The organism is Salicola sp. Rm-C-2C1-2, from assembly GCF_040196175.1.
GTDB lineage: Bacteria > Pseudomonadota > Gammaproteobacteria > Pseudomonadales > Oleiphilaceae > Halospina.
In genome coordinates this window covers 1-23,198 of the sequence record NZ_JBEFNF010000013.1, presented here as the reverse complement: position 1 = coordinate 23,198, position 23,198 = coordinate 1, and the positions used below count along the sequence as shown (strand labels likewise).

24 protein-coding genes and 2 pseudogenes are annotated in these 23,198 nt (G+C 53.4%); 10 read left to right on the top strand and 16 right to left on the bottom strand.

Annotation, left to right across the window (positions count from 1 at the left end; genetic code table 11):
- Positions 1–360: 360 nt before the first annotated feature.
- The 5 genes from AAF659_RS14950 to AAF659_RS14930 form a co-directional block, all read right to left on the bottom strand.
- Positions 361–1,029, bottom strand: coding sequence for a DUF2290 domain-containing protein (locus AAF659_RS14950; protein WP_349752586.1), 669 nt, complete (start codon positions 1,027–1,029; stop codon positions 361–363).
- Positions 1,022–3,199 (bottom strand): DEAD/DEAH box helicase, encoded by a 2,178-nt coding sequence (locus tag AAF659_RS14945; protein WP_349752585.1) that lies wholly within the window; start codon positions 3,197–3,199, stop codon positions 1,022–1,024. The genes AAF659_RS14950 and AAF659_RS14945 overlap by 8 nt, the downstream gene beginning before the upstream one ends.
- 145 nt (positions 3,200–3,344) lie before the next feature.
- Entirely contained in the window at positions 3,345–3,686 is a 342-nt protein-coding gene (locus AAF659_RS14940) for a hypothetical protein (RefSeq protein ID WP_349752584.1), read from the bottom strand.
- A gap of 184 nt (positions 3,687–3,870) precedes the next feature.
- Positions 3,871–4,215 (bottom strand): hypothetical protein, encoded by a 345-nt coding sequence (locus AAF659_RS14935; protein ID WP_349752583.1) that lies wholly within the window; start codon positions 4,213–4,215, stop codon positions 3,871–3,873.
- A 69-nt stretch (positions 4,216–4,284) separates the two neighbouring features.
- A complete protein-coding gene (locus AAF659_RS14930) occupies positions 4,285–4,950 on the bottom strand; it encodes a hypothetical protein (protein ID WP_349752582.1) in 666 nt (221 codons plus the stop codon).
- A 273-nt stretch (positions 4,951–5,223) separates the two neighbouring features.
- Here AAF659_RS14930 and AAF659_RS14925 point away from each other — a divergent pair, with 273 nt between their 5' ends.
- From AAF659_RS14925 to AAF659_RS14915, 3 genes are read left to right on the top strand one after another with little or no spacing between them, the layout of a single operon-like run.
- Positions 5,224–5,787 carry a hypothetical protein gene (locus tag AAF659_RS14925; RefSeq protein ID WP_349752581.1) on the top strand — a complete coding sequence of 188 codons (564 nt, stop codon included), beginning with the start codon at positions 5,224–5,226 and terminating at the stop codon, positions 5,785–5,787.
- 31 nt (positions 5,788–5,818) lie between these two features.
- Positions 5,819–6,466, top strand: a complete 648-nt coding sequence (locus AAF659_RS14920; protein WP_349752580.1) for a hypothetical protein — start codon at positions 5,819–5,821, stop codon at positions 6,464–6,466.
- Positions 6,467–6,523: 57 nt separating this feature from the next.
- Positions 6,524–7,045, top strand: coding sequence for an ankyrin repeat domain-containing protein (locus tag AAF659_RS14915; RefSeq protein ID WP_349752579.1), 522 nt, complete (start codon positions 6,524–6,526; stop codon positions 7,043–7,045).
- Between the two features lie 256 nt (positions 7,046–7,301).
- Here the strand turns inward: AAF659_RS14915 and AAF659_RS14910 are convergent, their stop codons facing one another.
- Together AAF659_RS14910 and AAF659_RS14905 are read right to left on the bottom strand one after the other, a co-directional pair.
- Positions 7,302–8,012 carry a DUF3800 domain-containing protein gene (locus AAF659_RS14910; RefSeq protein WP_349752578.1) on the bottom strand — a complete coding sequence of 237 codons (711 nt, stop codon included), beginning with the start codon at positions 8,010–8,012 and terminating at the stop codon, positions 7,302–7,304.
- 160 nt (positions 8,013–8,172) lie between these two features.
- Positions 8,173–9,528 carry a hypothetical protein gene (locus AAF659_RS14905; RefSeq protein WP_349752577.1) on the bottom strand — a complete coding sequence of 452 codons (1,356 nt, stop codon included), beginning with the start codon at positions 9,526–9,528 and terminating at the stop codon, positions 8,173–8,175.
- Positions 9,529–9,770: 242 nt separating this feature from the next.
- On the opposite strand from AAF659_RS14905, the gene AAF659_RS14900 reads away from it, so the two are divergent.
- The 6 genes from AAF659_RS14900 (at position 9,771) to AAF659_RS14880 (ending at position 12,972) form a co-directional block, all read left to right on the top strand.
- Positions 9,771–10,787 carry a hypothetical protein gene (locus AAF659_RS14900; RefSeq protein ID WP_349752576.1) on the top strand — a complete coding sequence of 339 codons (1,017 nt, stop codon included), beginning with the start codon at positions 9,771–9,773 and terminating at the stop codon, positions 10,785–10,787.
- Positions 10,788–10,799: 12 nt separating this feature from the next.
- Complete coding sequence (locus tag AAF659_RS14895) at positions 10,800–11,222, top strand: hypothetical protein (protein ID WP_349752575.1); 423 nt, start codon at positions 10,800–10,802, stop codon at positions 11,220–11,222.
- Between the two features lie 72 nt (positions 11,223–11,294).
- Entirely contained in the window at positions 11,295–12,161 is an 867-nt protein-coding gene (locus AAF659_RS14890) for a hypothetical protein (RefSeq protein ID WP_349752574.1), read from the top strand.
- Between the two features lie 9 nt (positions 12,162–12,170).
- The gene (locus AAF659_RS14885; protein WP_349752573.1) at positions 12,171–12,596 is read left to right on the top strand and encodes a hypothetical protein; all 426 of its coding nucleotides are present in this window, start codon (positions 12,171–12,173) and stop codon (positions 12,594–12,596) included.
- An 8-nt stretch (positions 12,597–12,604) separates the two neighbouring features.
- Positions 12,605–12,700, top strand: a complete 96-nt coding sequence (locus tag AAF659_RS15180) for a type II toxin-antitoxin system RelE/ParE family toxin (RefSeq protein WP_353653835.1) — start codon at positions 12,605–12,607, stop codon at positions 12,698–12,700.
- Entirely contained in the window at positions 12,697–12,972 is a 276-nt protein-coding gene (locus AAF659_RS14880; RefSeq protein WP_349752572.1) for a helix-turn-helix domain-containing protein, read from the top strand. Before AAF659_RS15180 ends, AAF659_RS14880 begins: the two co-directional genes overlap by 4 nt.
- Before the next feature lie 35 nt (positions 12,973–13,007).
- On the opposite strand, the gene AAF659_RS14875 is transcribed toward AAF659_RS14880, so the two are convergent.
- From AAF659_RS14875 to AAF659_RS14840, 9 genes and pseudogenes are all read right to left on the bottom strand, one after another.
- Positions 13,008–13,301: a HigA family addiction module antitoxin gene (locus AAF659_RS14875; protein ID WP_349752571.1), complete on the bottom strand. Its 294-nt coding sequence runs from the start codon at positions 13,299–13,301 to the stop codon at positions 13,008–13,010.
- Positions 13,301–13,579: a type II toxin-antitoxin system RelE/ParE family toxin gene (locus AAF659_RS14870; RefSeq protein WP_349752570.1), complete on the bottom strand. Its 279-nt coding sequence runs from the start codon at positions 13,577–13,579 to the stop codon at positions 13,301–13,303. The genes AAF659_RS14875 and AAF659_RS14870 overlap by 1 nt, the downstream gene beginning before the upstream one ends.
- 423 nt (positions 13,580–14,002) lie before the next feature.
- Entirely contained in the window at positions 14,003–14,737 is a 735-nt protein-coding gene (locus tag AAF659_RS14865) for a DUF429 domain-containing protein (protein WP_349752587.1), read from the bottom strand.
- A gap of 698 nt (positions 14,738–15,435) precedes the next feature.
- A pseudogene (locus AAF659_RS14860) lies at positions 15,436–15,555 on the bottom strand (transposase); the annotation flags it as partial.
- Positions 15,556–15,826: 271 nt separating this feature from the next.
- The gene (gene yihG, locus AAF659_RS14855; RefSeq protein ID WP_349752569.1) at positions 15,827–16,726 is read right to left on the bottom strand and encodes a 1-acylglycerol-3-phosphate O-acyltransferase, YihG family; all 900 of its coding nucleotides are present in this window, start codon (positions 16,724–16,726) and stop codon (positions 15,827–15,829) included.
- 163 nt (positions 16,727–16,889) lie between these two features.
- Positions 16,890–17,132: pseudogene (locus AAF659_RS15175) on the bottom strand (cation-transporting P-type ATPase); the annotation flags it as partial.
- A 143-nt stretch (positions 17,133–17,275) separates the two neighbouring features.
- A complete protein-coding gene (locus AAF659_RS14850) occupies positions 17,276–19,732 on the bottom strand; it encodes an EAL domain-containing protein (protein ID WP_349752568.1) in 2,457 nt (818 codons plus the stop codon).
- 98 nt (positions 19,733–19,830) lie between these two features.
- Positions 19,831–20,670: a glucosaminidase domain-containing protein gene (locus tag AAF659_RS14845; RefSeq protein WP_349752567.1), complete on the bottom strand. Its 840-nt coding sequence runs from the start codon at positions 20,668–20,670 to the stop codon at positions 19,831–19,833.
- A 50-nt stretch (positions 20,671–20,720) separates the two neighbouring features.
- Positions 20,721–22,286, bottom strand: coding sequence for a sensor histidine kinase (locus tag AAF659_RS14840; protein ID WP_349752566.1), 1,566 nt, complete (start codon positions 22,284–22,286; stop codon positions 20,721–20,723).
- A 253-nt stretch (positions 22,287–22,539) separates the two neighbouring features.
- On the opposite strand from AAF659_RS14840, the gene AAF659_RS14835 reads away from it, so the two are divergent.
- Entirely contained in the window at positions 22,540–22,791 is a 252-nt protein-coding gene (locus AAF659_RS14835) for an HP1242/YdcH family protein (protein WP_349752565.1), read from the top strand.
- The last annotated feature ends 407 nt before the right edge of the window (positions 22,792–23,198 follow it).

The window sequence follows — 23,198 nt, the reverse complement described above, 5'->3', positions numbered from 1 at the left end:
AACTCGGCCACAGTCAAGCTGCGCGGTGGCGCCATCTTCTGCAGGATGGCTTCCTTACGTTCCGGTGAATAATGGGGCATGGTTGTCCTCTGAAATCATCAGGCGACAACTACCTTGACGCATAGGGAGAAGCACCAGCAGATCGACCAGCTCCGTGCGTTCCAGGGCATCCACGAAGGCAAGCGCGACCACTGGCTGGAGCAGCTACAACAGGTGGCCGCCAAACGGGGGAACACCTTTGAGGTGTTGATGGAGGCGGTTAAGCATTGTTCGTTGGGGGAGGTTTCGGAGGTGTTTTATCGGACAGGAGGGGCTTATCGTAGGAATATGTAAACCCTCAAAATGCGCTTCATGTCATCGCTATGGCACACGCACATGAACCAAATTTTCCTCATTTTCTGTAATACTTTTACTGAAACAAATCCCCGAATTGGGCACCTTATCGGCAAATTTATAATCTTCAATTTCATAGAAGTTTCGTAATACGAAATCTACAAACAGAAATGGAGAGATTGGCGCGGACACAGGAATTCGACAACCTTTTGCGTCACCCAAAGTCAAATGACATCTCGGATGCACCAAATCCGACGCCGAAATTTCATCGTAGTCAAACCTCAAAGGAAACGGGATGATCCGCCTAGAAACCACATCCAAATACAACTGGTCTTTTAAATACAATCCTGGATCGTCCTGAAAGGAACGCAGATCTGGGGAGGGGTAAAATGCTAATCGATGTTTAATTACGCCTTCTTTACCCAAGATATACATAATCTGGAGAAGCCCACCATCTATAAATCTCGCGGCATACGATCGGTTTCCCCTAAACTCATTATAAATAGCATCGTACTCAACTTCACTTAACGCAAAGCTAACGTATTCAGCTCCATTAAACGAAATTTCGCACTCATCTTCGTTGATGTTTTTCAATGACGGAAAATTCTGATCATCCACTAAACCAAGCTCGATCATGATACCAATAACCTGATCAACCTCTCTTTTTACATCGTAGGGCTTGACAGAATTATTCATCTTTCCCTCTAAGGGCCTCAAGAAATTTCTTCTTTTGCGCCTCATCCAGCTGACTTAGAGCGTCTTCTAAGTCATCAACCTCTAGCTCGCCTGATCCAATACTCTGGATCGCTTCCTCGAAACCTTTCTTTTTACTGTCTAGACGAGCTTTTTCGTCAGGCGAAAGATCACGGTGAACCACCCTAAGTTTCTCCAACTCTTTATCTGTTGGATACTTAAAATTCAAACTGAAATTTTCATGGAAAAGTTTTCTGGATTCTGCAATGAGGTCATCCATATTATCCCCGTATCCAACCACCCTAATCCATGCTTTACTTCTCGTGATTGCAGTGAACAAACGGTTCCTTAGGCTAGCTAGGCCAACCCCTGACGTCTCGCAATCTTGAGAATTGATGACATACACCATTCCAGCTTCATTCCCTTTCGCGCGATATATCCCTGTAAACGTGATCGAGGGTGATTCCGTTTGAAAAAAGACATCTGCCATTGTATCAACGCCTGCCAGATGACTTTGAATATTTCTCTCAAACAGCATCTTCCGGATCGGCCCAAGTTTTTTCCGCGCTGAAATCGGGTCAGGATGTATTACTATAATATCATCATGTCGAAGCTCATCTTCATTTATGTTCTTTTCAATCTGGTTTACTAGCCATTCATTTTGATCATCTTCACACTCAAATTTATCTACATAAAATATGTCTGAATCCTCTGAGTGATTTTCCAAGAACTCTGGACTAGTTCTTGAACTTCTACTAAGAACCACATCTTTTCCTTTATCGAGGCTTCCCGAAGAAGTTTCATATCCAATTTCATTCCATAATCCTGGCTCATCAAACATCTGGACCAATCCCAGCTCGGAATTAGCTTTGGGACTACGATAAATTCCAAACCCTAATGCGTGGGCAGCCACCAAAATAGGCCTAGAATTCCTGTAACATTTCTCTAGAATAACATCACGTCTATTATCCAGCCCTAAAGAAACAATAGGATTTCCGTGATCGTCCTTTCCAAAAATCTCCTCAGGCGGGGGAACCGATTTACCAGAAAGATTCTGAAGTTCGTCATACGCATAGATAAGCCTCTTTGGGTTACCCAGCATTGCGTAACACAACCTTAGAAAACTAGGGTCAAAATCTTGGGCCTCATCTACAAGCAGAACGTCGTATAAATCAGGATAATCTGAGACGGCAGCTAGTGCTGTCTCGCAGGCCCCATCAAATGCTTTGTCATTTCCACCAAATTGTTTACTTGCGCTCCTAAAATCAAAGAAATTTTGTCCAGTCGTCCGGCAAAATTCATAATACAAACCGTCTCTTTCATCTCCTCCCGGCGCCCCCCAAGCATTTAAAATTCGTACTTTCGTCCAGTCAGGTTCTTCACCGCTCTGCTCAATACAAAAATTATTTATAAGCCTTTTAAACTGACCTTTGAGAGACCTGGTCTGAAAAGTTACTGCTAGTCTCCAATTTGGATATTGAGTATGAATATAAGCCGCTTTAAGCGCCAATACAATTGTCTTACCAGACCCCGCAAGTCCTCGTATTCTTTGAACATCCTCAACGATTTCAATGACGGCTTTGTTTTGCCTATGATCTAGGGTCGCGATAGAGTCCTCTAGATTTTTGAGTTTTGCTCCCCGCGATTCTGGATCTCTAGCTTCTCTTTTAGACCTACTTTTCCTTATTGAAGACAAACTTTCCATTGCGGAAAGCGTTAACTTATAGATCTCCGGATCAGCGCTCTCCCACTCAATTTCATTTAAAATTTCTCTTAAATTTGAACAATTCGCCAAATAGTAGTCATCACCTACATCTTCAATATTGTTTATTGCAGGTGCGAAAGTCACAACTTCAAGCGCAGGGATAAGCTGGCGTTTCACAACCAGTTCACGGTGCACTTTTAGTTTTGATTCTACATAATTTATGAGGTCATCTTGGCGTGATTTATAATCTCCTATCTCTGTACCCTCAACCAAATCAAAAAGAATAATTCCTTTCTCCGGACTTATAATAGATGCATCAATTGAGTAACTGCCCTCAGGCGTTGCGACCAGTGGATAGCCGAAGAAACATTCACCTGAAATGTCATTAACTTTAGATAGGATTTCTTGTAGTTCGTTACTCGCTACAGGTTTGTTATTAACGCCTTTAGTAAAGTTTATTTCATTCATGACGCGATCTCTAAAAATTTAAAATTCATTAAATATATTTGCTAAAAGGAATAGACATTTGGGGGTCTTGATTATTAACTGAACCTTATGGATTAATCTTAAACGACTGAGCCACCCGATTGCCTGGAACCTTTGCTCTACCTGCTCATAGCGGACGACACCGCTGTTCGAATTTGATCATTAAACACTCGGTTCCCATTAAAGTGCTCAGCTGAGTCAACCATGTAGAAACCTCGAACTTCGGAACGCCTAATTTGGAGGTGTCGGAATCCAAGGCGTTGGTGTCATCAACCAGGGCTTTGGAGGCATCCGTCAACAAGGTGTGAGAATCGATGCAGTAGCTCTTGGAGAGCTTTAGACTCGAATTCTGACCGAGCTTGCGGCGCATATTAAGGTAGAGGGCACATTCTTCCTTATTGGAGTCCGTAGTTGCTGGGATTAGGCGGGCAGGCTCGCCACGGGTGCCGCTATCGGGCAGGTCGATCATCGCTTCTGGTCCCTGTTCTGCTGTATCTCACATCCCGTTGCGAGTGACAATGTTGCCCGGCTTGGCCGGAATTTCTTATGGGTCCTGGACTGGGCCTAGGCGATAGCCTTTGTTGGAGCGTAGCAGAAATTCAAGACGTTAGAACAGTATGATGGGGCCGCTCCGCCCGATGCACACAGCTGCTTCATACCACCGAGGCGACAATGGATATTACAGGCGCCATGGGATGCTCATCGGCTTGTTGCTCAGATAGTTCAGGAAGTGACACGGCCGCAGGCGCGGAAAGCGCGATCCTTGTTTTCCCGAACGAAGAACTAAAGTGGGGAGGTCCGCCCCAGAGTCCGCCTGCTGTTAGAACAACAGCAGAAAAACCGAAAATAAAGGCTTCAACGCAAACGTCCGTGCATCTTTTGAGAGGCTTTTCACGGTGGCTGCAGAACACGTCTTTTTCAAACTCTGCTGTTTCTGAACAAGAAGGGCATTCGACCTTCATTCCGCTGCTGCCAACCTCAAGATTAAATCTCTCCACTCAACTGGACTCTTGACATTAACGCTATTCATAGACCCTTTCTGTCAAACTGCTAGTGTCAATAACACGCTACTCCGCAGCCAGATCCTGGTCTTCACCAAGCCCTTCGTCATTATCTTTTTCAACCGGATCCTTCCGATTAATCTTAGGCGGCGGCGCCACCCAGGCCCGGAGCCTCTGCCCTACCTGCTCATAGAATCGCGGCACCGCCGCTTCCAGTTCATCAATGAACACCTTGTTCCCGACGAAGCGTCCGGCCAAGTCGACCATGTAGAAGACTTCGAACTTCGACGGCACGACGTTGGTGGTGGCGGAATCCAGGGCGTTGGCGTCGTTCATCAGTGTTTCCAGCGGCGCCTGGGTTTCCTCGGCGTTGCCGGTGCGGAAGGCTTTCACGTACATGTCATTGGTTTCGGCCTTGGTGAGCTGTCGCGTCAGCCAGTTGACCCGGGCCGATGTGCGTTTCTTGTCCTTGGGAGCGCCCAGCTTCATGGAGCAGGAGATGGTGCGCTTGGTGAGGTTGGCGACCACCTCGATGTCCGTGGCGGCGTGGGGCACGTCCAGCACGCAGCGCAGGACCTGCTCGTTCACCAGCGTCTCGCAGTCGTCCTTGAGCCGTGCCTGCGGGTCGGTGCGGTGCGCGCGTGAGAGCTTGAGGCCGACGTTCTGGCCCAGCTTGCGGCTCATGAAGGAAGTCGAATTACCGCGACTCACGCACTCCGGCTGCGTGTTCATTGCGCGTTGTCCTTGTTGGTGATCCTGCATCCTGCGCGCGCAACGGCTGCCCCGGGGGTAGTCGGGTTTGCGGCGGGTGGTGCTTTCCTTGAGCGTAGCAGAGTTTTTGGGGATGGGGACAATAGAAGGCTAAAGGAGAGCCCAAGAGATACCTGATGGTCAGCCAACGCCTGGTAGTGAATATTGACAGTGTCAGGAGCCCTCAGTAACCTTCAACCAAAACATGGACGTCTTGGAACATCCTGCCCGAATACAGATAAGGAGATCTGACCTATGACCGATCTGGCCATTTCCCTCCAGGAACACAGATTCATCAAGGAAGCGGATGCCAGCCCGCAGCGCCGACGAGAATACCTGGCACGCTTCTGGTTGAGCCGCTTGAAAAAAGAAGACCCTGTCGCACGCATCGGTTATGCCCTTTGGTGCAAGGATATGGAGGCCCTTAAAAAAGCAGTTGCCCAAGGCAGCAAAGACTATTGGAATCACAGGGGGTACGCATATTGGGAATTCATGGCCCGCAGCACAGTGGCTAACCTCTCAGTTGGGCTACAGAAAGCCGGGTTCACGGGCAATATGCGCGAAAAAATCGAGGAGGTGGGTGTTCAGGTTGCAAAACAGCATCGCCGAGCGGTCCAGATCGACTACAGGAAGAAGCTGGGCAAAGTGCCAGGCCTTCTGAGCCTTAAACAGATGGCTGAATATCACCATCAGGCATTTGACCAATTCAATATTCCGCCGGATTACTATGGCGGGACATGGGTTCAGGCGATTCCAAACAGTTGGGAACTGGAAATGTACGGCCACCTCTATTGCCACGACTGCGATGTGGCGCCATAGGAGAGACGGTTAGATGATTCGGAGACAGGGAATGCTGACGAAACAATCCAGCTTTAAGGCTCTCATAGCCATTCCAGTCTTTATTGCGGGAATCTGGATGGTCGCCCAGGCAGGGGGACCAAAGAACGGCACCGTTAGAGTTGGGCAAACCGACCTCTGCATCCCCGAGGAGTATGCCGTTCAACTGCCTTCCGAGGGCGAAAATGGCGACAGCAATTTCGACACTTCCGACGGATTCGGTATTAACTTCCGAATAGATGAGGAGGAAGTTGGCACAGAGATCCCCGGCTATCATGAAAAGCTCTACGTTGCTGAGGATAATCCGAGATTCCAATCGATCTACGTCAAGCTGTCACCGGCCCAAAACAACCTGGAAGTCGATAAGCCCAAGCAGTCGAAACCGCTTGCTTCCATCCCGAAACTGATTCTGAGCGAACCCCAACGGGAGCCCTGGCAACTGCGGGAAGTTCTTCAGAAAGACGATGGTGATTACAGGAAGTGGGGCTACTGTACTGAAACATCCTGGGGCGGCGAGGACGCTCTTCGATGCATGCGGGAGTATCTGGAAATCGGTGAGGTCCGGTTCGCCTACGAGCTGCACGAAGAAAACCTCCCCTATCACTCCCAGGTCGACAAGCTTCTGGAAGAGAAGGTCGCCAGCTGGCGTTGTGACCGTTAACCCCCAATGTCGCGCTTATGCGAAACGTCCTGCCATGGCAAAGGCTTGGGGGTATTGATGCGTAAATGGCTATTTTCACTCGCCGGCCTGCTCTTTGTTGCCCTTCTTGGCTATTCGGGCCTCAGTTTCTATGTCCTGCAGGCCAGCAGCCCTGACACCAATGCGTCCTGCGCCATCGGTGACAGCGGGACACGCATCCCGCAATTCGCTTGCCATTGGTATCTTGAGCACCAGCTCACCAGTGCGGAAGAAAGCGACGATGCTCAAGGCGTTCTTTTCCTGGCGATCGGCGCTTACCCAACGCACCCTGACAGCGCTCAGGAGATCATGGAGCTGGCTTTCAATGAAGGTGCGAAGATCAACGGTCACTCCCCTCGAAGCGGTTATACCCCATTGCAGGAGGCCGTCCTGTTCAATGAGCCCCGGCTGGCGGAGTTTCTCCTGAATAAGGGGGCGGATCCTGCGGTGGAGGGTCAAAACAAAGGTCTCACGGCGCATGAACTGCTGGCGGTGATTAAAGAACGGAATCCGGAGCAGGATCTTTCCGAGATTGAGTCGCAGCTTGAGCGAGAGCAATAACCCATCCCGCTGATTCTTGACACCGGACCAACCGGATGCGATCAGCTTACGTGTAGTAATCCAGACTTGACCGACAGACACCTTCAGAAAACCGGTAACTGTCAGATGAAGTCTGGATTACTACAACTCAACTCCATTCGGGGGCTTGCCACTTGTCGTTTGCAAACAACCTGTTTAAACCCCATACTGTTTGGAAAGGACTGGGGATGCCCGGTCGACAAGGGGCCTCGGTGGAATCACCGGGGCCTTTTGTTTTTCAGGGATGTATTTTCAAACCCCAACCTTCGCGGTTGCCATTTCCACTTCGATAAAATTTCTCCTGCAATACCTCAAAGGCACGGTTCTGTTTTTCCGGACGCAACACATGCAGTCCTATGGGTCTGGCAACAAGATCCGCTAACTGCAAACCGGCGGAGTTGCTTTTCTTGTCAGCAAAAACGAGTTCGAACGGCAGCTCCCTCTGGCGATAATTGGCGCCATCGCAGATTCGCCTGAACTCCAACTCCAGCTCGTCATCCTCCCGCTTCCCCCTTTTCTCCACGACAATATGCGTTCGTGCTCCTGACTGCCCATGCCTGCGCAGATAGTAATAAATGCGCTCAAGCCCAAAGGTGAGCGCGACATGATAAGGGTTACCGGGCTCCGGGTACCGCTGCCAGTAGTCAGCCTTGCGGATGACGGACGATATCAGCGCAAAGGGCGCTTCCTGCACCAGACCAGTCAGTTCATCCATGAATGCTTGCTTCTGTGCTTTGTCCTTCAAAAACGCGAAATCATGCCGGTCCTTTCGAATATCCGTCTCATGAAGGATGACCTGATCGTGCCCGAAATGCCTGAACTTGAACTTCTGGAGTTCCGGCACAAGATGCTCGATGTAGGAGGTTTTCTCGAAGACACAGAAAGCGAGCACGAAAACCGGGTAATTCGGATCAATCGACTGAAGGCCGTGATCCCCACTCTCATCCACATAAACCACGTAATCCGAAAAACTCACCATCCATAGCCTCTTTGATTACTTTGTAGATCGACGGCCCAAAGTGCGGAAAAGGGAACAGCTCCGAGCTCCCTGAGGAATGTTGCCATGCCTTACCGGCCAACTGCCAAGAAATCCTTAGGAGTTGTCACACCTACTCCGCAGCCGCATCTTGATCTTCATCGGACCGGTCATCCTCACCCTTTTCAACCGGATCCCGCCGATTAATCTTAGGCGGCGGCGCCACCCAGGCCCGGAGCCTCTGCCCTACCTGCTTATAGAATCGCGGCACCGCCGCTTCCAGTTCATCAATGAACACCTTGTTCCCTGCGAAGCGTCCGGCCAGGTCGACCATGTAGAAGACTTCAAACTTCGAGGGCACGACGTTGGTGGTGTCGGAATCCAGGGCGTTGGCGTCGTTCATCAGTGTTTCCAGCGGCGCCTGGGTTTCCTCGGCGTTGCCGGTGCGGAAGGCTTTCACGTACATGTCATTGGTTTCGGCCTTGGTGAGCTGTCGCGTCAGCCAGTTGACCCGGGCCGATGTGCGTTTCTTGTCCTTGGGAGCGCCCAGCTTCATGGAGCAGGAGATGGTGCGCTTGGTGAGGTTGGCGACCACCTCGATGTCCGTGGCGGCGTGGGGCACGTCCAGCACGCAGCGCAGGACCTGCTCGTTCACCAGCGTCTCGCAGTCGTCCTTGAGCCGTGCCTGCGGGTCGGTGTGGTGCGCGCGTGAGAGCTTGAGGCCGACGTTCTGGCCCAGCTTGCGGCTCATGATCAGGCAGAGGTCGCGCTGTTCCTGGTGCCAGCAAGAGACAGTGTTGATCACGTCCTCGGAGTTCTTGCCCAGCGATGCCCCACTCTTCACGTGCCCGACCAGGTCTTTCCATTCCGGGTTCATGCGGTCGAAGTTGGAGATGCCGCTGGAGTCGTGACTGAGGTAACGCTGGACCTCTTGCAGCACGAATTGCTGGTCATCGGATTCAACGCCTTCCTGCTCCAGCAGCAGGGTCGCCTGGGTGAGCGCGTACATCCAGGACCAGTGATAGAGCTCGACGTTCTTCAGGTATTTCTTGGGGAGCTTGATGGGGTGATGGGTCGGCAGCGCGACAAACTGGTTGGAGATGGTGATGACGGCGTCCAGCTTGTTCTCCTTGGCGATCTGCAGGTACTGCTTGAGCTGCTCCTCCCCCACCTCGGCGTTGCCAATCTTGGCTTCAATCAGCGCCCGCCATTGCTTCTTGCCCGTGTCCAGCACCAGCAACCCGTCTGGCCGCTCCTGCTTGGGCACCTTGGGGTCGGACTGGAAGACCACCTCCGTCCACGCCTCCACCTTCGCCTTCTTACCCACGCGTATGCCCAGGGAGTTGAGCATGGTCTTCTGGAATTCATGCACACCCCGGAACGCGGCCAGCAGGATTGAGGCGGCGCGTTGCTCCTTGTTGGAGTCGGCGGTGACGGGGATGAGGCGGGCGACTTCGCCACGGGTAACGCAATCCGGCAGGTCGATCATGGCTGCTTGTCCCTGTTTGGTGGTTCTCAGGTCACTGTGCAATGCAGCGGTTGCGTACCCTGCCTTGCAAACTGGCCTTGATTCAGCGTAGCAGACAACAGCGCAATGGGGATCATAAAAGGCCATGGCGGGAAGGCGTTCACTTGACACGGTAAAGCCGGATTTGGATTATGCACCTGCCGTCACGGAAACAGGGAAGACGGCAGTGCCATGGACGAGACGAATCAAGGAGTGAACCCATCATGCCTCATGTAGTAAGCGCCCCCTGCGGAATGAGTAGTCGCCGGCTGGCGGAGCGCCACCTCCGGAGCACCGACGACGAGACCACCCGGCAACTTCAGGAAAACCTCGAACGGAACAATCCGACCAAGCTCAGCAATGGCACGACCAGGTTGCCTGCACTGATTGTGACGCCGGATGGAACCCGGGTAAGCGAAAAAGAGGAAACCGAATGCGAACGCCTGAGCAAGGACCTGGACCGGCTCCAGAGACGGCTTGGGCCGGAGAATTACCGCAAGCTGGTTGAGCTTACCAACACGGCCGGGCCGGAGGCGCTCAGCGTTGTTATGGCAGCCGAGCGGTGGGTTCAGAAGCATAAGGATTCACTGTCTATGGGCCTGGGGCTGACAGGTGGTGCGGTTTCCGGCGCAAAAAGCCGACTGGACGAGTTCGGCAAATCGCTGGCCCGTTACGAAGATGCCCTTAATACCTACCTGCTCAGTAAACATACACCAGCTGCCAAGCGTGCCAAGGCAAGGGAGGCGGCTCAGCGAGCCTTTAAGGATCTCAACGGGCGCTTTGCGGCGGAACTGGAAACAATGGCTCGGAATGCCCGTTACAGTTCTTGGGTTCACAACCCGTTCCGGAGCTTCGCAGGTGGCGTCGAATCTTCGATCCAAAGCAGCGGTAGCCCAATTAGTTCACTACCCGAAACACAGCGACTCGACAAAGCTCTCGCAGCAACTCGTATTCTGGGAAAAGGCGCCTTTGCTCTAGACCTCTTCGGAAGGGCCGCGCGGGTAGCCTATAGCGACAACCGGGACTATACGCTGGCGAAAGAGACTTTCAGCTTTGCAACTTCAGCTGGTATGGCCACGGCTTTCGCATACGGCACGACGATCACACTTACTCTTTTCCTGGCCCCGGGCGGTTTGGTTCTTCTGGTCAGCATTGCCGCTATCAGTGGTGTCGCCGCTTACGCCGGAGATACTCTGGGTCGCTTCATCTTTGACCAAGCAGCAGCCCCATTAGCGGATTAACAGGCTCTTCCCGTGGATTGGATCAATATCTGTAATAGCGAACTCTTCGAAACCCTGGCACTCATAGTAGGTGCTCCCATTGTTCCCTGCATGATCCTCAGCTACCCAATCATAGGCAGGCAATTCGATCCTATGATCGTAGACCCGGCTTTCCCGGATTTCTGGATGGGGCCCCTGGGCAAATACATCGTGCGCCCAATTGGTTATACCCTATTGATTGTTGCGAATGTTGATTGGGAAAAGGCCAGAGAACGACGCAGAAGTCTCGAGACCAGAGGGGCCGATCTTGGGGAGCTCTATGTCCGCACATATGGTCATGTCGACTATCGTAAGCAGGCTTCATGGCTCCAGCTTCTCTTTAGCATCCTCTATATCTCGTCACTGATGGTCGGCGCGGTTTTCGGATTGCTTCTGGCATTCTGCGGGAACGCGTAGTAAGTAACCCGGCAACTGCAGGAAAACCTCGAACGGAACAACTCGCGCAAGCTCAGTAATGGCACTACCAAGATGCCAGCGCTGATCGTGACTCCGGACGGAACCCGGGTGAGCGAAAAAGAGGAAACCGAATGCGAGCGCTTGAGCAAGGACCTGGACCGGCTTCAGAGGCGGCTTGGCCCGGAGAATTACCGCAAGCTGGTTGAGCTTACCAACACGGCTGGACCAGAGGCGCTCAGCGTTGTTATGGCAGCCGAGCGGTGGGTTCAGAAACATAAGGATTCACTGTCTATAGGCCTGGGGCTGACAGGTGGTGCGGTTTCCGGCGCAAAAAGCCGACTGGACGAGTTCGGCAAATCGCTGGCCCGTTACGAGGATGCCCTTAATACCTACCTGCTCAGTAAACATACACCAGCTGCCAAGCGTGCCAAGGCAAGAGAGGCGGCTCAGCGAGCCTTTAAGGATCTCAACGGTCGCTTTGCGGCGGAACTGGAGACAATGGCCCAGAATTCCCGCTACAAAAGTTGGGTGCACAATCCTTTCCGGAGTTTCGCTGGCGGGGTTGAGGCCTCCTTCAATACCAGTGGTAGCCCTATAAGTTCCCTGCCCGAGACACAGAGGCTTAATATCGGTCTGGGGGCAACGCGGATACTGGGCAAAGGGGCTTTTGGACTTGATCTTGTAGCTAGAGGCTATCGGGTCGCGTATAGCGACAACAAGGACTATACCCTCGCCAAAGAAGCAGCAACCTTTGCAGTTTCCGGGCTTGTCACTTCTATCGTCGTTCGAGGAGCTGCGTTTGGGCTTACCTTGGTTCTGGGGCCGAGCGGGCTTGTACTACTGATCACTTTAACCAGCATTGGCGCACTTACAGCCTACAACACTGATCTGATAGCCCGTGATTTGTTCGACGATACGGCTGAAGCCCTCCTGAAATAGGATAGCTCTATGATTTTTGCCTCGAATCCCTGTGACAGCCTGATTCTGGGATATCTGATTCCGATTGCCATGCTGCCACTGATCCCGATGATGGCTCTGGCTTACCCGCTACTCGGTCGCCATTTTGACCCGATGATCCAGCATCGCGAGTCGATTGATTTCTACATGGGGCCATTGGGGACATATCTCATACGTCCTGGTGGATATGCTCTTTTCATCGTCATGAACATGGACTGGAAAAAGCTTGAGGAACGTGCCACACGCCGTAACCCGGACGTAAACCCTATGGGTCCCACAATTCGGACCTACGGGAGTATTGATTTCAAAAGCGAGGCGAACGTCTTTCAGATCGGATTCAGCTGGCTTTATATCCTGCTGGTAGCGCTCACCGTAGTGCTCGGCTTCATTTATACGTTCTGCAAGCACTTTCTTTGAGCGGAGCAGTGGTTCTCCATAAATTCATGAAGAAGGATCAGAAAATACCTGCTAAGGACATAAAGCTCGCGCGGGAGCGCATGAAGGAGGTGAAAAAACGATGAGCCTCGATACGCTTAAGAAGGAGGCCCTTCAGGACGACAATGTGAAGGCCGAGTACGACAAGCTGGCTCCGGAATTTGAGCTGATCGACCAACTCCTTTCCATGCGTAATAGCGCGGGCCTGACCCAGCAGGAGCTTGCCGAACGCATGGGTACGCAGAAGTCCAACGTCAGCAGGCTGGAGCACGGACGGAGCAACCCGAGCTGGAAGATGCTCACCCGCTATGCGCATGCCTGTGGTTATGAATTAAAGCTGGCAACGCTGGAGCGTTAAGCACCGAAGCTGCGCTGCAGTTCGGCGTTGCCCATTTAGGCTGCGTCAAAATCCAGCGGATGAATGTCATCCAGATTCACTGTATTTCGCGCCATCCAGAGATCATACATGTCCTGCATCGCCAGCCAGCTTTCCGGGCTGCGACCGAGAACTTTTGATAGCCGCAATGCCATCTCGGGACTGACTCCGCTATCTTTTTTCAACAGCCGGGACAGCGTTGAAGGCGATACACCAAGGCTGGAGGAAAGCTGGCGAGAGCTGATGCCGAAAGGCTCCAGATAGACTTCCTGGATGAATTCCCCGGGATGGGGCGGATTATGCATAGCCATTAGTGATAATCCTCATAATCAAGTACGTAAGCGTTACCGTCCCGGAACTCAAACGTCATTCGCCAATTGCCGTTAACCCAGATCGACCACCGTCCTTTATCCTTCCCCTTCAATGGATGAAGGCGAAAACCCGGAATGTCCATATCTTCCACTGACGTGGCGGTATCAAGAGCGGCAAGTTGCATACGCAGCTTTTTCGCATGATCGGCTTGTATTCCAGCCGTGCTGCCGGTCATATAAAACCGCTTCAGTCCCTTGTGGCGGAATGATTTAATCATAAAGAGATATTAGCATGTTGCGCATCACGCAACAATCAATAAGGACCACCAAATCCGCAAAATGCTCACACCCGCTATGCACATGCCTGTGGTTATGAGCTAAAACTAACGACACTGGAGCGCTCAGCGTAACCGCTGTCATCGCTCCAGCGTCCCCTTGAACTCCCCCAGCACCTGAAGCTCTCCAAAGGTTCTTATTCCATCAGCAGGCATGTTGAACTCTACTAGGGTCAATCCGGGACTTTGGGGATTATGGACGTCTCTGGGAGGCGTGAACAGCGCACACGAGGGCCAGCTCCTACCTACCTCTGGTGTCTTGCCATGCCTCACCAGCGAACTGCCAAGAAATCCTTGGTAGTTACCAACCGACTCGGCACCTAAAGCGTTACCATTGCAGCTGCAAAAACCAGACAGCTACTGGCCTCAACACTCTTTAACCCATATCCAGCCTTCCTTGGTGGCCGAAGCCTGATCCTCCGGCCCCATGGCCTCTCCCCGCAGAAAGTCGTGAGCCGCAAGCAGGCAGATCACCGCATCTAATGCATCTGACTTGCTGTCCATGGCCGGAATGGGCTCATCGATCCTGATGAGGGAACCAACGGCGTGAGCCACACGCTCTCGCGCCTCCTGGCCTTTGACGGCCTTGTACCCCGTGCTTTCTATCCCGTGAGCCACAAGGGTTGCGGCGGGATAGACTTCGATGGCGCGCAGTCCCTCGAACCCCGGCTGCCAAGCCAATGTGATCGGCCGCTGCAGTAAATGGCGCAGCGACTCCAATAGCTCAAGCGCGGCATGCGCGGTCCGGGCAATTCGGTCAGCACCCACATCCAGGGACTGTTTACCAATTCGTTCGCGGATGAACCGGTCTGTTTCTCTTCGGAACAGGTAATTGGCGCTGCCAGCCAGTGAATCGCCAGCATTATGATTCACCAGCGACTGCGCCATTGGTTCGGGCCAGCCCAATGGTGCATCCATCGCAAGCAGAGTCGGCCCGCTCCGGTTGGAAAGCCAATCCGCAATCGCCTGCGCCGGTGGCAGATCGTTACTCCCCAGCGCCGCTTTCTCGACGACGGTTCCCTCCTCCGAGAAGGTGCCGAAGGCGTAGCCGACATTCCTGGGATCGGAGGCGCAGTCAACGCCGACGATATTGATGGTCATATTGCTTCCCACGGTCATGAAATGCGTTCGGCGACCATCCGCTTTTTGGTAGCCCCGAAGAAGGTTTGACAACGATTTCCGGGTTGGATGGCTTTTTGCACCACTGGGTACACTGAAGTACCTGGATGAGGACTTTAGCATCAAGGAAGGTAAAGCATGGAAAGCAATCCCCCACTCCCCCTCAATACCGCATATCCAGTCGTCTGCGCCCGATTGCTCATTCGCCGCCCTCCTGATGATGCAAACCAAAACCGGCCTGTGGTGTGGAATCACCAGCCATCCAACAGCAATTAGGGAAGATTCATGGCACAACGAGTTCATCTGAAGCAATTCAGCGACGACGAGCTGATCCTCGATGATCAGGAAACCATCGAGATCCTTTTCAAGTCCTTGCTGAGCCCCAGGCCCAACGTCCGGAAGATCCTTAAGAAATTCGGGAAAAAGGCTGCCAAGCGCTGGTTCAAGCACGCGACAGCGAGTGACATGAAAAAGATCGCCATCTCGCTGATCGCAATAGTTCTGACTGTATACGCGACTCTAATGGTCTGGTACCTGGAGACATCCAACATTGAATACGTCTCCCTGTGTGTCACCAACCCGGAAGGGGATTACGTCCCACAACCGGTTTGTGAATACTATCTGTTCCACTTTCGCGGTACCGAAGAGGACATCGAGTTTCTGGAGCATGGCAACGGATCAATCTGCGATTCATGGACACCCAGTTCGCGGGCGGCGCTGGCAACACTGGTTCTTTCGGCGAGCTTCAACGCTTCAGCCTTGAACTCATCGGAATAGCGGTTGCGCTTTTGCTTGCTCATCTTGGATCACCTCATAAGCGGATTGTACTCGCTTAACGCGGTGTCCAGAATCAGTGGGGCGGATCAACCCCCTCAGTTGGTCTACAGAAAGCCGGTTATCAACCAGTTCCATAACTCAACATCCCCTGACCCAGATCCACCCTTCCTTCGTCGCCAGAGCCTGATGAGCGAACCCACGGCCTGTGCCACGTGCTCTCGCGCCTCACCTGGCCGGAGATCACCGACAGGACCGCGACGGAGGTGATGGCGGTAGCTCAAGGTACTGGATAGATCAATCCGCCCCGGATTTCAGCTCATCAAGCAGCCGGTCCTTGCGTTCCCAGAGCTCTTCCTGCCACTGCTTAACCTGCTGGCGGTGTTCGGTGTTATCACTGTAACGACCTCCCAGCAGATGATCTGGAATCGTCACCTTCTCAACACGGATAACAATGTGGGTTACCCGCCCGCACATGAAATCCCATAGCCCGGGGCGCCCGTTGGGGTAGGCAATAGTGATGTTGAGAAGGGTGGAAAGTGTATCCCCCATGGCTTCTAGAACGAAGGCAGTGCCGCCGGCTTTGGGGCGTAGTAAGTGCTTATAGGGGGATTTCTGGCCGGCGTGTTTCTCCGGGGTGAAACGGGTGCCTTCCGGGAAATTCATCACGCTGACCGGGGTATACTGGAATTTCTGGCAGGCTCGCCGGGTCGCCTCCATGTCTTCGCCGCGTTTCTCCGGGTGTTTTTTCAGATATTCCGGGGAATAGCGCTTCATGAACGGAAAATCGAGCCCCCACCAGGCCAGCCCGATCACCGGCACCCAGATAAGCTCCTGTTTAAGGAAAAACTTGAGGAACGGAATCCGCCGATTGAAGATGTGCTGAAGGGCAAAAATATCCACCCAGCTTTGGTGGTTGCACATCACCAGGTACCAGCCTTCCCGGCTGAGCCCCTCCATCCCGGAAACATCCCAGGTAGTGCGATGGGTAAGGCGCATCCACCCCGTATTGCAGGCCACCCAGCACTGCGAAATCCAGATGATGAGCCGAGTGCAGACTACCCGCCACGCGCGTACGGGGATGATCAGTTTTAACAGCATCGGAATATAGAGCAGCACGCACCAAAAGACCGTGTTCACGGCGAGCAACAGGGAGTTCAATACGCCGATCAGGGGCTTGGGCAGGAAATTAAGCATAGTGCCAACCAGTCTTTGGATGAATGCCGCCCATTGTTCGACGACTCTGGCCATAGATCAATGGGAAGGGTTCATGCGCGCCACCCGGGAAGGTGCGAACGACGGCTTGCGATACAACATATAGATCAACCGCTTGGATTGACCGTCACCATCCGGAGCCCGGTCACCGTTCAAGTAAACGATTCTCCAGCTCCACAATAGGCACGACAGTAAGTGCCAGTGGAATGAGAACCGCCCAATACCAGGCTGGCATGGAGACAATAGGCTCATTGATTGCTGCCGTATCAACCCACTGGTCTAATATAGCCGTGGTCGCGGCGGCGGCGATTAGCACATACACCAAAGCGTCCCGAAACTGGCTGAGGAAACGGTCGACTGGCCCCTGTTGTTGACGGCTGGGAAGTTGGTTCGGGCCGTATTACTGATCTCGACGTCTGGCCTCCTGGCTCGATAACCCCTGCTCACTGGCGTCAAGGATGTCCAGGATCGTACCGGCTGGCTGCGCGTGAGGCGGTTGTTCGGTCAAGGCTTTATTGGTCCCTGAGCGCGCTACCGGAACCACTGCTGAGCCGGGAACTCTTCCTCCAGAAGCGGCTGACTTGCTAGAAACCCTTGGTAACTGCTGCACTCCAGCTCGCTCAGCATAGCCAACTCACTACGTTCTTCTACGCCTTCAGCCACCACACCCATTCCCAAACTATGGCTGAGTTGCACGATTCCCCGCATCAGGCGGTCGTCGCCATCCAGTGCCCAGCTCCGAATGAAGCTTCGGTCAATCTTAAGCTTAGAGGCCTTGATGCGGTTGAGGTAATTCAATGAGGAATAACCGGTGCCAAAGTCATCCAGCGCCAATTCAACCCCGAGACGCTCAAGCGCTGTAATGGTCTGGAGTGCCAGTGGCCAATCCTCCAGCAGCATGCTCTCCGTGATTTCGAGAATCAGGCGTCCAGGCTCAGTCCCATGGGCTTCAAGCAGTTCCGCAAGCTGATCTGGCAGGTTCGGGTTCTGGATATCCTGCGCCGAAAGATTAACCGAGATGAACCATTCCCTCCCGTCGCTCTGCCATTGCGCCAGTTTACCAATAGCTGCCTTGAGCATTTTCCAGGTCAACTGCGAGATCAACCTCTGGTCCTCCATAGCCTCAATAAAGGCTCCGGGCAACAGCAGGCCCTTCTCGGGGTGCTGCCAGCGGGCCAGTGCTTCAAAACCAAGCAACTGCCCTGTTTCAACCGAGAAGATGGGCTGGTAGGCGGGGACGAAATCGTCATCTGCCAACGCCTGTCGGATCTCCTGTTTCAGCGCAAAACGTGTTTGCTGTTCAACCTGGAAGGAAGGTGAAAAGTAACGGATCTCGGATGCCGATGACCGACGTGCCTCGAATAGCGCTGTATCGGCGCATTGCAGCAGTTTTTGTGATGTCGAGCAGTCCTGCGGCCAAACCGCAATACCAATGTCAGCAGTGAACGGAATAAGATCGCCGTCACTGTTCCTGTTGGGTCTTGTAATAACGGACTGGATCTTTTCCGCAAGTTCGAGCGCCTCTTCACCGCGTTCAAGATTGGGCACCATCAATAGATATTCATCCGCACCATCATGGGCCAGCATATCATTACGGCTCAGGCACCGTGAGATATCCCAGGCAAGACGCTGCAATGTCTGGTCTCCCGCAAAGTGGCCATACAGCTCGTTGACTTCATGGAAATCACGGATATCAATTTTCAGTATGGCTAGTGTGTTCTCAGCGACCTCAAGGTTGATCTGGGCATCCAGCGCCTGCTTGAACGCCCCAAGCATGGGTAACGCCGTAAGCGGATTGGGACTAAACCCGGGCTCAAGGCCCAAACGATTCGGCTCGTGCGCCTGAAGCCGTCGGGTTCGCTCAACGCGGGATTTGACAACCATCAGCAGCCGCCATGGCTCAACCGGCTTATGGATGAATTCGTCATTGGCGAGTCGGGCACACGCAAGCTCAACATCGGTATCGGAGACCGCCGACATGAAAAGCATCGCCATGTCAGACAATTTCTCATGCTGTCGGATCAACTGACCGAGCTCGATGCCGTTACAGTTGGGCATATTGACGTCAATTAGCGCCAGCTCCGGCATCTCGCACTGCACCAGGTCCAGAGCAGACTTGGCGTCGCTGGCGCTGGACACCTGATACCCTGCTTTTGCAAGGATCTGCTGATAGAGAGCCAGAAGATCCTCGTCATCATCAACCAACAGCACTCGATAAGGATGATCAGGCCCAATGCTGAGTTCCGAGTAAAGCAGACTGATCAACCGGGATTCCACAAGCGGTTTTTTGAGGAAATGGTTCCCCCCCGCCCGCACGGCAGCCAATCGGACTTCAAAGGAGTCATAGGCCGATATAAAGAGGACTGGCAGAGGTTCACCATCGCTCTCGCGCCATGCCATCACATGCTGGGCACCAGCATACCGCTCACCGAGAAAATCCATATCAACAATAGCGGCAAGGGGTTGGTGGTATGCCACCAACCCCGCAAAATTTTCGATGGCATTGAGAGACTGAACGCTGAACCCCTGCCTCTGGAGCAGATTGGTCAGGTAAGACAAAAAATCCGTATCGTCGTCCACCAGCAAGACAGTAGGTTTCTGGTGTTCGAGCTTTTCAGCCGGTCGGTCATCAGCGCCTGTGATCGGCTCTTCGTCGGAAGAGACAGAGGCGTGCGAGTCAAGTGCGGCCATCAGGGCGCCGAGCTTCTCCTCGACAACAGAGGGACTTGGCGGTGAGCCTGTCTCGGTCTGACAGGCACTTTCAACACTGCTTGCCATCTCGGAAATATCAGGAAAGCCATAGACGGTACCGGAACCAGCGAGACGGTGCGCGAGGGTAACAAGCGCTCCCAAGTTTTCCGCCATGCCATTAACACCAGCCTCTTGGATACCATCCCAAAGGCAGCGCAGCTGCTCTGCATAAGCGGGCAATTGTCTCCGGTAGCGCTCATGAAGCGCCATCAGCTCCTTGGAAGTATCGCTTTTCATCTTGAATCCCGCTGTCCGGCGTCCCTTTAATGCAATCTAGGTGACAGTGCCCTGCCTGTCGATTCACCGATCCATCCCATTGGTATCCGGCTGCGCGTTCAGTTCTCGTTCTCGGGCTGATCGCGTTTCCCCAGATCATTGGCACTGATTATACGGCGGATGAGCCTGATGTAGCCTTCGCCCTTGGCAGAGTATTTCTCAAGCCCCGCTGCAAGGTGAGCTCCGTCGGGCTGGCGCCCCTCTTTCCGCGCCTGTGCCCGGCGTTCTCTGAGGGGCTCATAGACCGGATGGCTATTCAGATGGTGCATATAGTCGCGCACGGCCTCGGCCGCATTGTCGTAGCGGGCGACCTCGTGGGTAGCATCAGCGCGGCGCTGGGCAGGTACAATGCCGCAGCCCTTAGTGAAACACCATTTGCCGAAGATATTCCTGCCCTGGCGGGCGAAGCGCGAGGTGCCCCAGGCCGACTCGAGCGCGCCCTGCGCCAGGGCCAGGGAGACGGGTATGATGTCGACCCGGCGCTTGAGAGCTGGCACCTGCTGGGCAGGCTTGTCCGCATTCACCCGATACCGCTCTGACATCCGGGCAAGCCAGTTCTGCGCGTCCTGATCAAGGGATTGCCCCTTCGCAAGCTGCTCCTCAAGCGCATAAAGGGCTTCGCGACGCTTCTCCACTTCCTCGTTAACATCACGCACAATAGGCGCCAGATAGTCAAAAAAGGCTTTTTTACGCTCAGGCCCGGCGGGGATTTCGTGAAAAGCCGGCATCAGGTCGGCCTCAACGCCTGCAACCCGGGGCGGAATGGGAACCTGTTCAGAACTCTGCGCTGCTGCGCCTTCGCTTTCCTCTGCTGGACCGTTGTCGCAGCCTGAAATCGTGAGCATAAACCCAATCACCAATGCGCCTGAAAGACCCTGGTGCCACTTCTGGTTCGACATAAAGACTCCATTAGCCATTTGCAATTGGCTCTATTACAGACAAGGCCACTTTAAGGCTGCGGTTGGGTTGGGAAACGGACAGTAAATATTGTGCCCACCCCTTCCTCCGATTGAACATCAATTTCGCCGTTCATGGCGAGTACCAGTTCACGCACAATACTCAGGCCCAACCCCGTACCACTCTGGTTGCTCCGTTTGTCGCTGCTATCCGCCCGCGCAAACCGATCGAATATACGGCGCCTGAATGCGGCTGGTATCCCCGCGCCTTTGTCGGCAACGCGCACTTCGCACCACTCACCTTTACGTTCAACCTGAATTTCTATAGTTTGCCCAGAGTCCGAGAACTTGATGGCGTTGGAAACAAGATTATCCATCACCTGAAGAAAGCGCTCATTGTCGACTTCGACCAACGCCTCCTCAGCCCCGGGCGATACCCGGGTGAGCAGCGTCAGCTCATGCTGGCTGGCGTAGTGCTCATTATTTTCAATGGCCTGATGAACGAGTTCGGGCAACCTCACCGATTCAATTCTTAGCTGCATTCGCGAGGCATCGAGTCGCGCAAGATCCAGAACCTCGTCGACCAATCTTTGAAGGCGTTGCAGATTACGGCTGGCTACAGAGAGTAGATGCGCGGTTTTCGGGTCCTTTGCATGTTCACGCTCAAGGAGCCCAACAGCGCCTCGAATGGAGGTCAAAGGGGTACGCAGCTCGTGGCTGACACTGTGGATGAACTCCGTTCTCTCCTGCACACTGCGGGCTTCCACCTCACGGGCGATCTGACTCGAGCGCAACCATTGCCAGATCAACACCGCAACGATCAAACCCAGTGACCATACAACCGCCCGTATCCCCCATAGTGGCCAGATCGAAAGCGGCTCGCTCATGGTCATCCGCCAATGGAGACCGCCGGGAAACTTGATATCAAGTGACTCACTGATCTTGGGCTCGGGTACGTGCGTGCCTGCAATGGTTTCAGGGCCGTTGGGGGTTACCTTCACCAAGCGATACTCACCCGCATACGTAGCTCCGAAACGATCAATGGCCTCAATAATCGACGAAAACTTCATAACGGTGCTGATAACCCCCCAGTACTCGCCATCAACGGCCACCGGGGTTCTGTAAATGAGGCCTTTGCCGCCCTGTACCAGATTAATGGGGCCCACCAATGTTGGATTCCCGCTTTCCATCCCCTCCTGCACCGCACTCCACTGATCAGGCAGCTCACGATAATGTACGCCAATGGCGTCGGCATTCCCTTCTTTCGGATACACAGCGGTGATCTGGTTATCCGGAGCGATTCCGATATTCCTCAGATGACGTGTTTGCTCAAAAAGCGATGCCATCCAAAGTTTAATCTGTTTGAAATCAGGATCCCCTTTCTGGCTCTCTATGAAGCTTTCCAACCCAATCGTCACGTAGATGCCCTCGCTGACCTCTGCCTCAAGCAGTGCACGAGCATCAACCAGTTGCGATAGCAAACGACTCTGGGCTTCCGCCCTCCTATTGAGGTCGAACTGCCTGAGCACCAGCTCGCCAACGCCAACCAGCAGCACAAACGCCACCACCAGGGCGAGCAACGAGCGCCCTGAAGGGCGGCTTGAAAAACGATTAGTCACGGGAGCCATAGCCCCGGGATTTTAAGGGATTTCGTCACCATAGTCTGATATCTCATCATTTATACTCCAGAAGTTTAGAGTAGAGATGGTCGCCATTCCAGAACCGCTCACTCGCCTTGGGAATACGGCCCGATAACGCTGCAAGGCCCAACGATATTGAGAATCTGCAACGACAGCCAACGTCAGTGATGGCAAAATGAAAAATGTGCTTATAACGTTACCAAGCCAATCCACCCAATAAGACGGAGACCCTATGAGTCACACACCGCACGAACTGGCGGAAGAATTCCCCGAACATACCGATCGCATCCATGAGCTCAAACAGTCGGACGCACATTTCGCCGAGCTGATGGATGAATACCATGAAGTGAACCGGACCATTCACCGGATGGAAACAGAAGTTGAACCGGTAGCGACACCCACCGAGGAAGACGCGCGCAAAAAGCGCGTGGCGCTCAAAGATAAGATTGCGGCGTACCTCAATAACGAGCCAAGCCCGAGCTGATCCGCGTCACGCGTTGCGTGACCGGACGTTTCGCCGGTTCAATCCGGTGACACTTTTCCGCTCTGATGCGGCTCTTCGCGTCAGCGCCATGCGGTCCGCTCAGCGCCGGAAATTGCTGTTTCCGGCCTGAGACGCACTCGTATTTTCTTATTTTTTGTCTAAAAATGTATTGTATAAGGAATCAATAGACAGAAGACAGTTGCATCACGAGACGAGATCATCATGTCGCCCCGTACCATTACGCCTCAGGAACCAACCGATAACCGCCTGCTCGCTCAGCTAGGGAACCTCTGAAAAAGCCCCTCCGGTTTTGCGACAATAGCGCCAGAGCCACCAATCGGGAAGGTCCTCACGCCATGAGCCAGATCAGCTTTGCCGAAGCCGAGTACCAGAACAAAAAGCGCAAG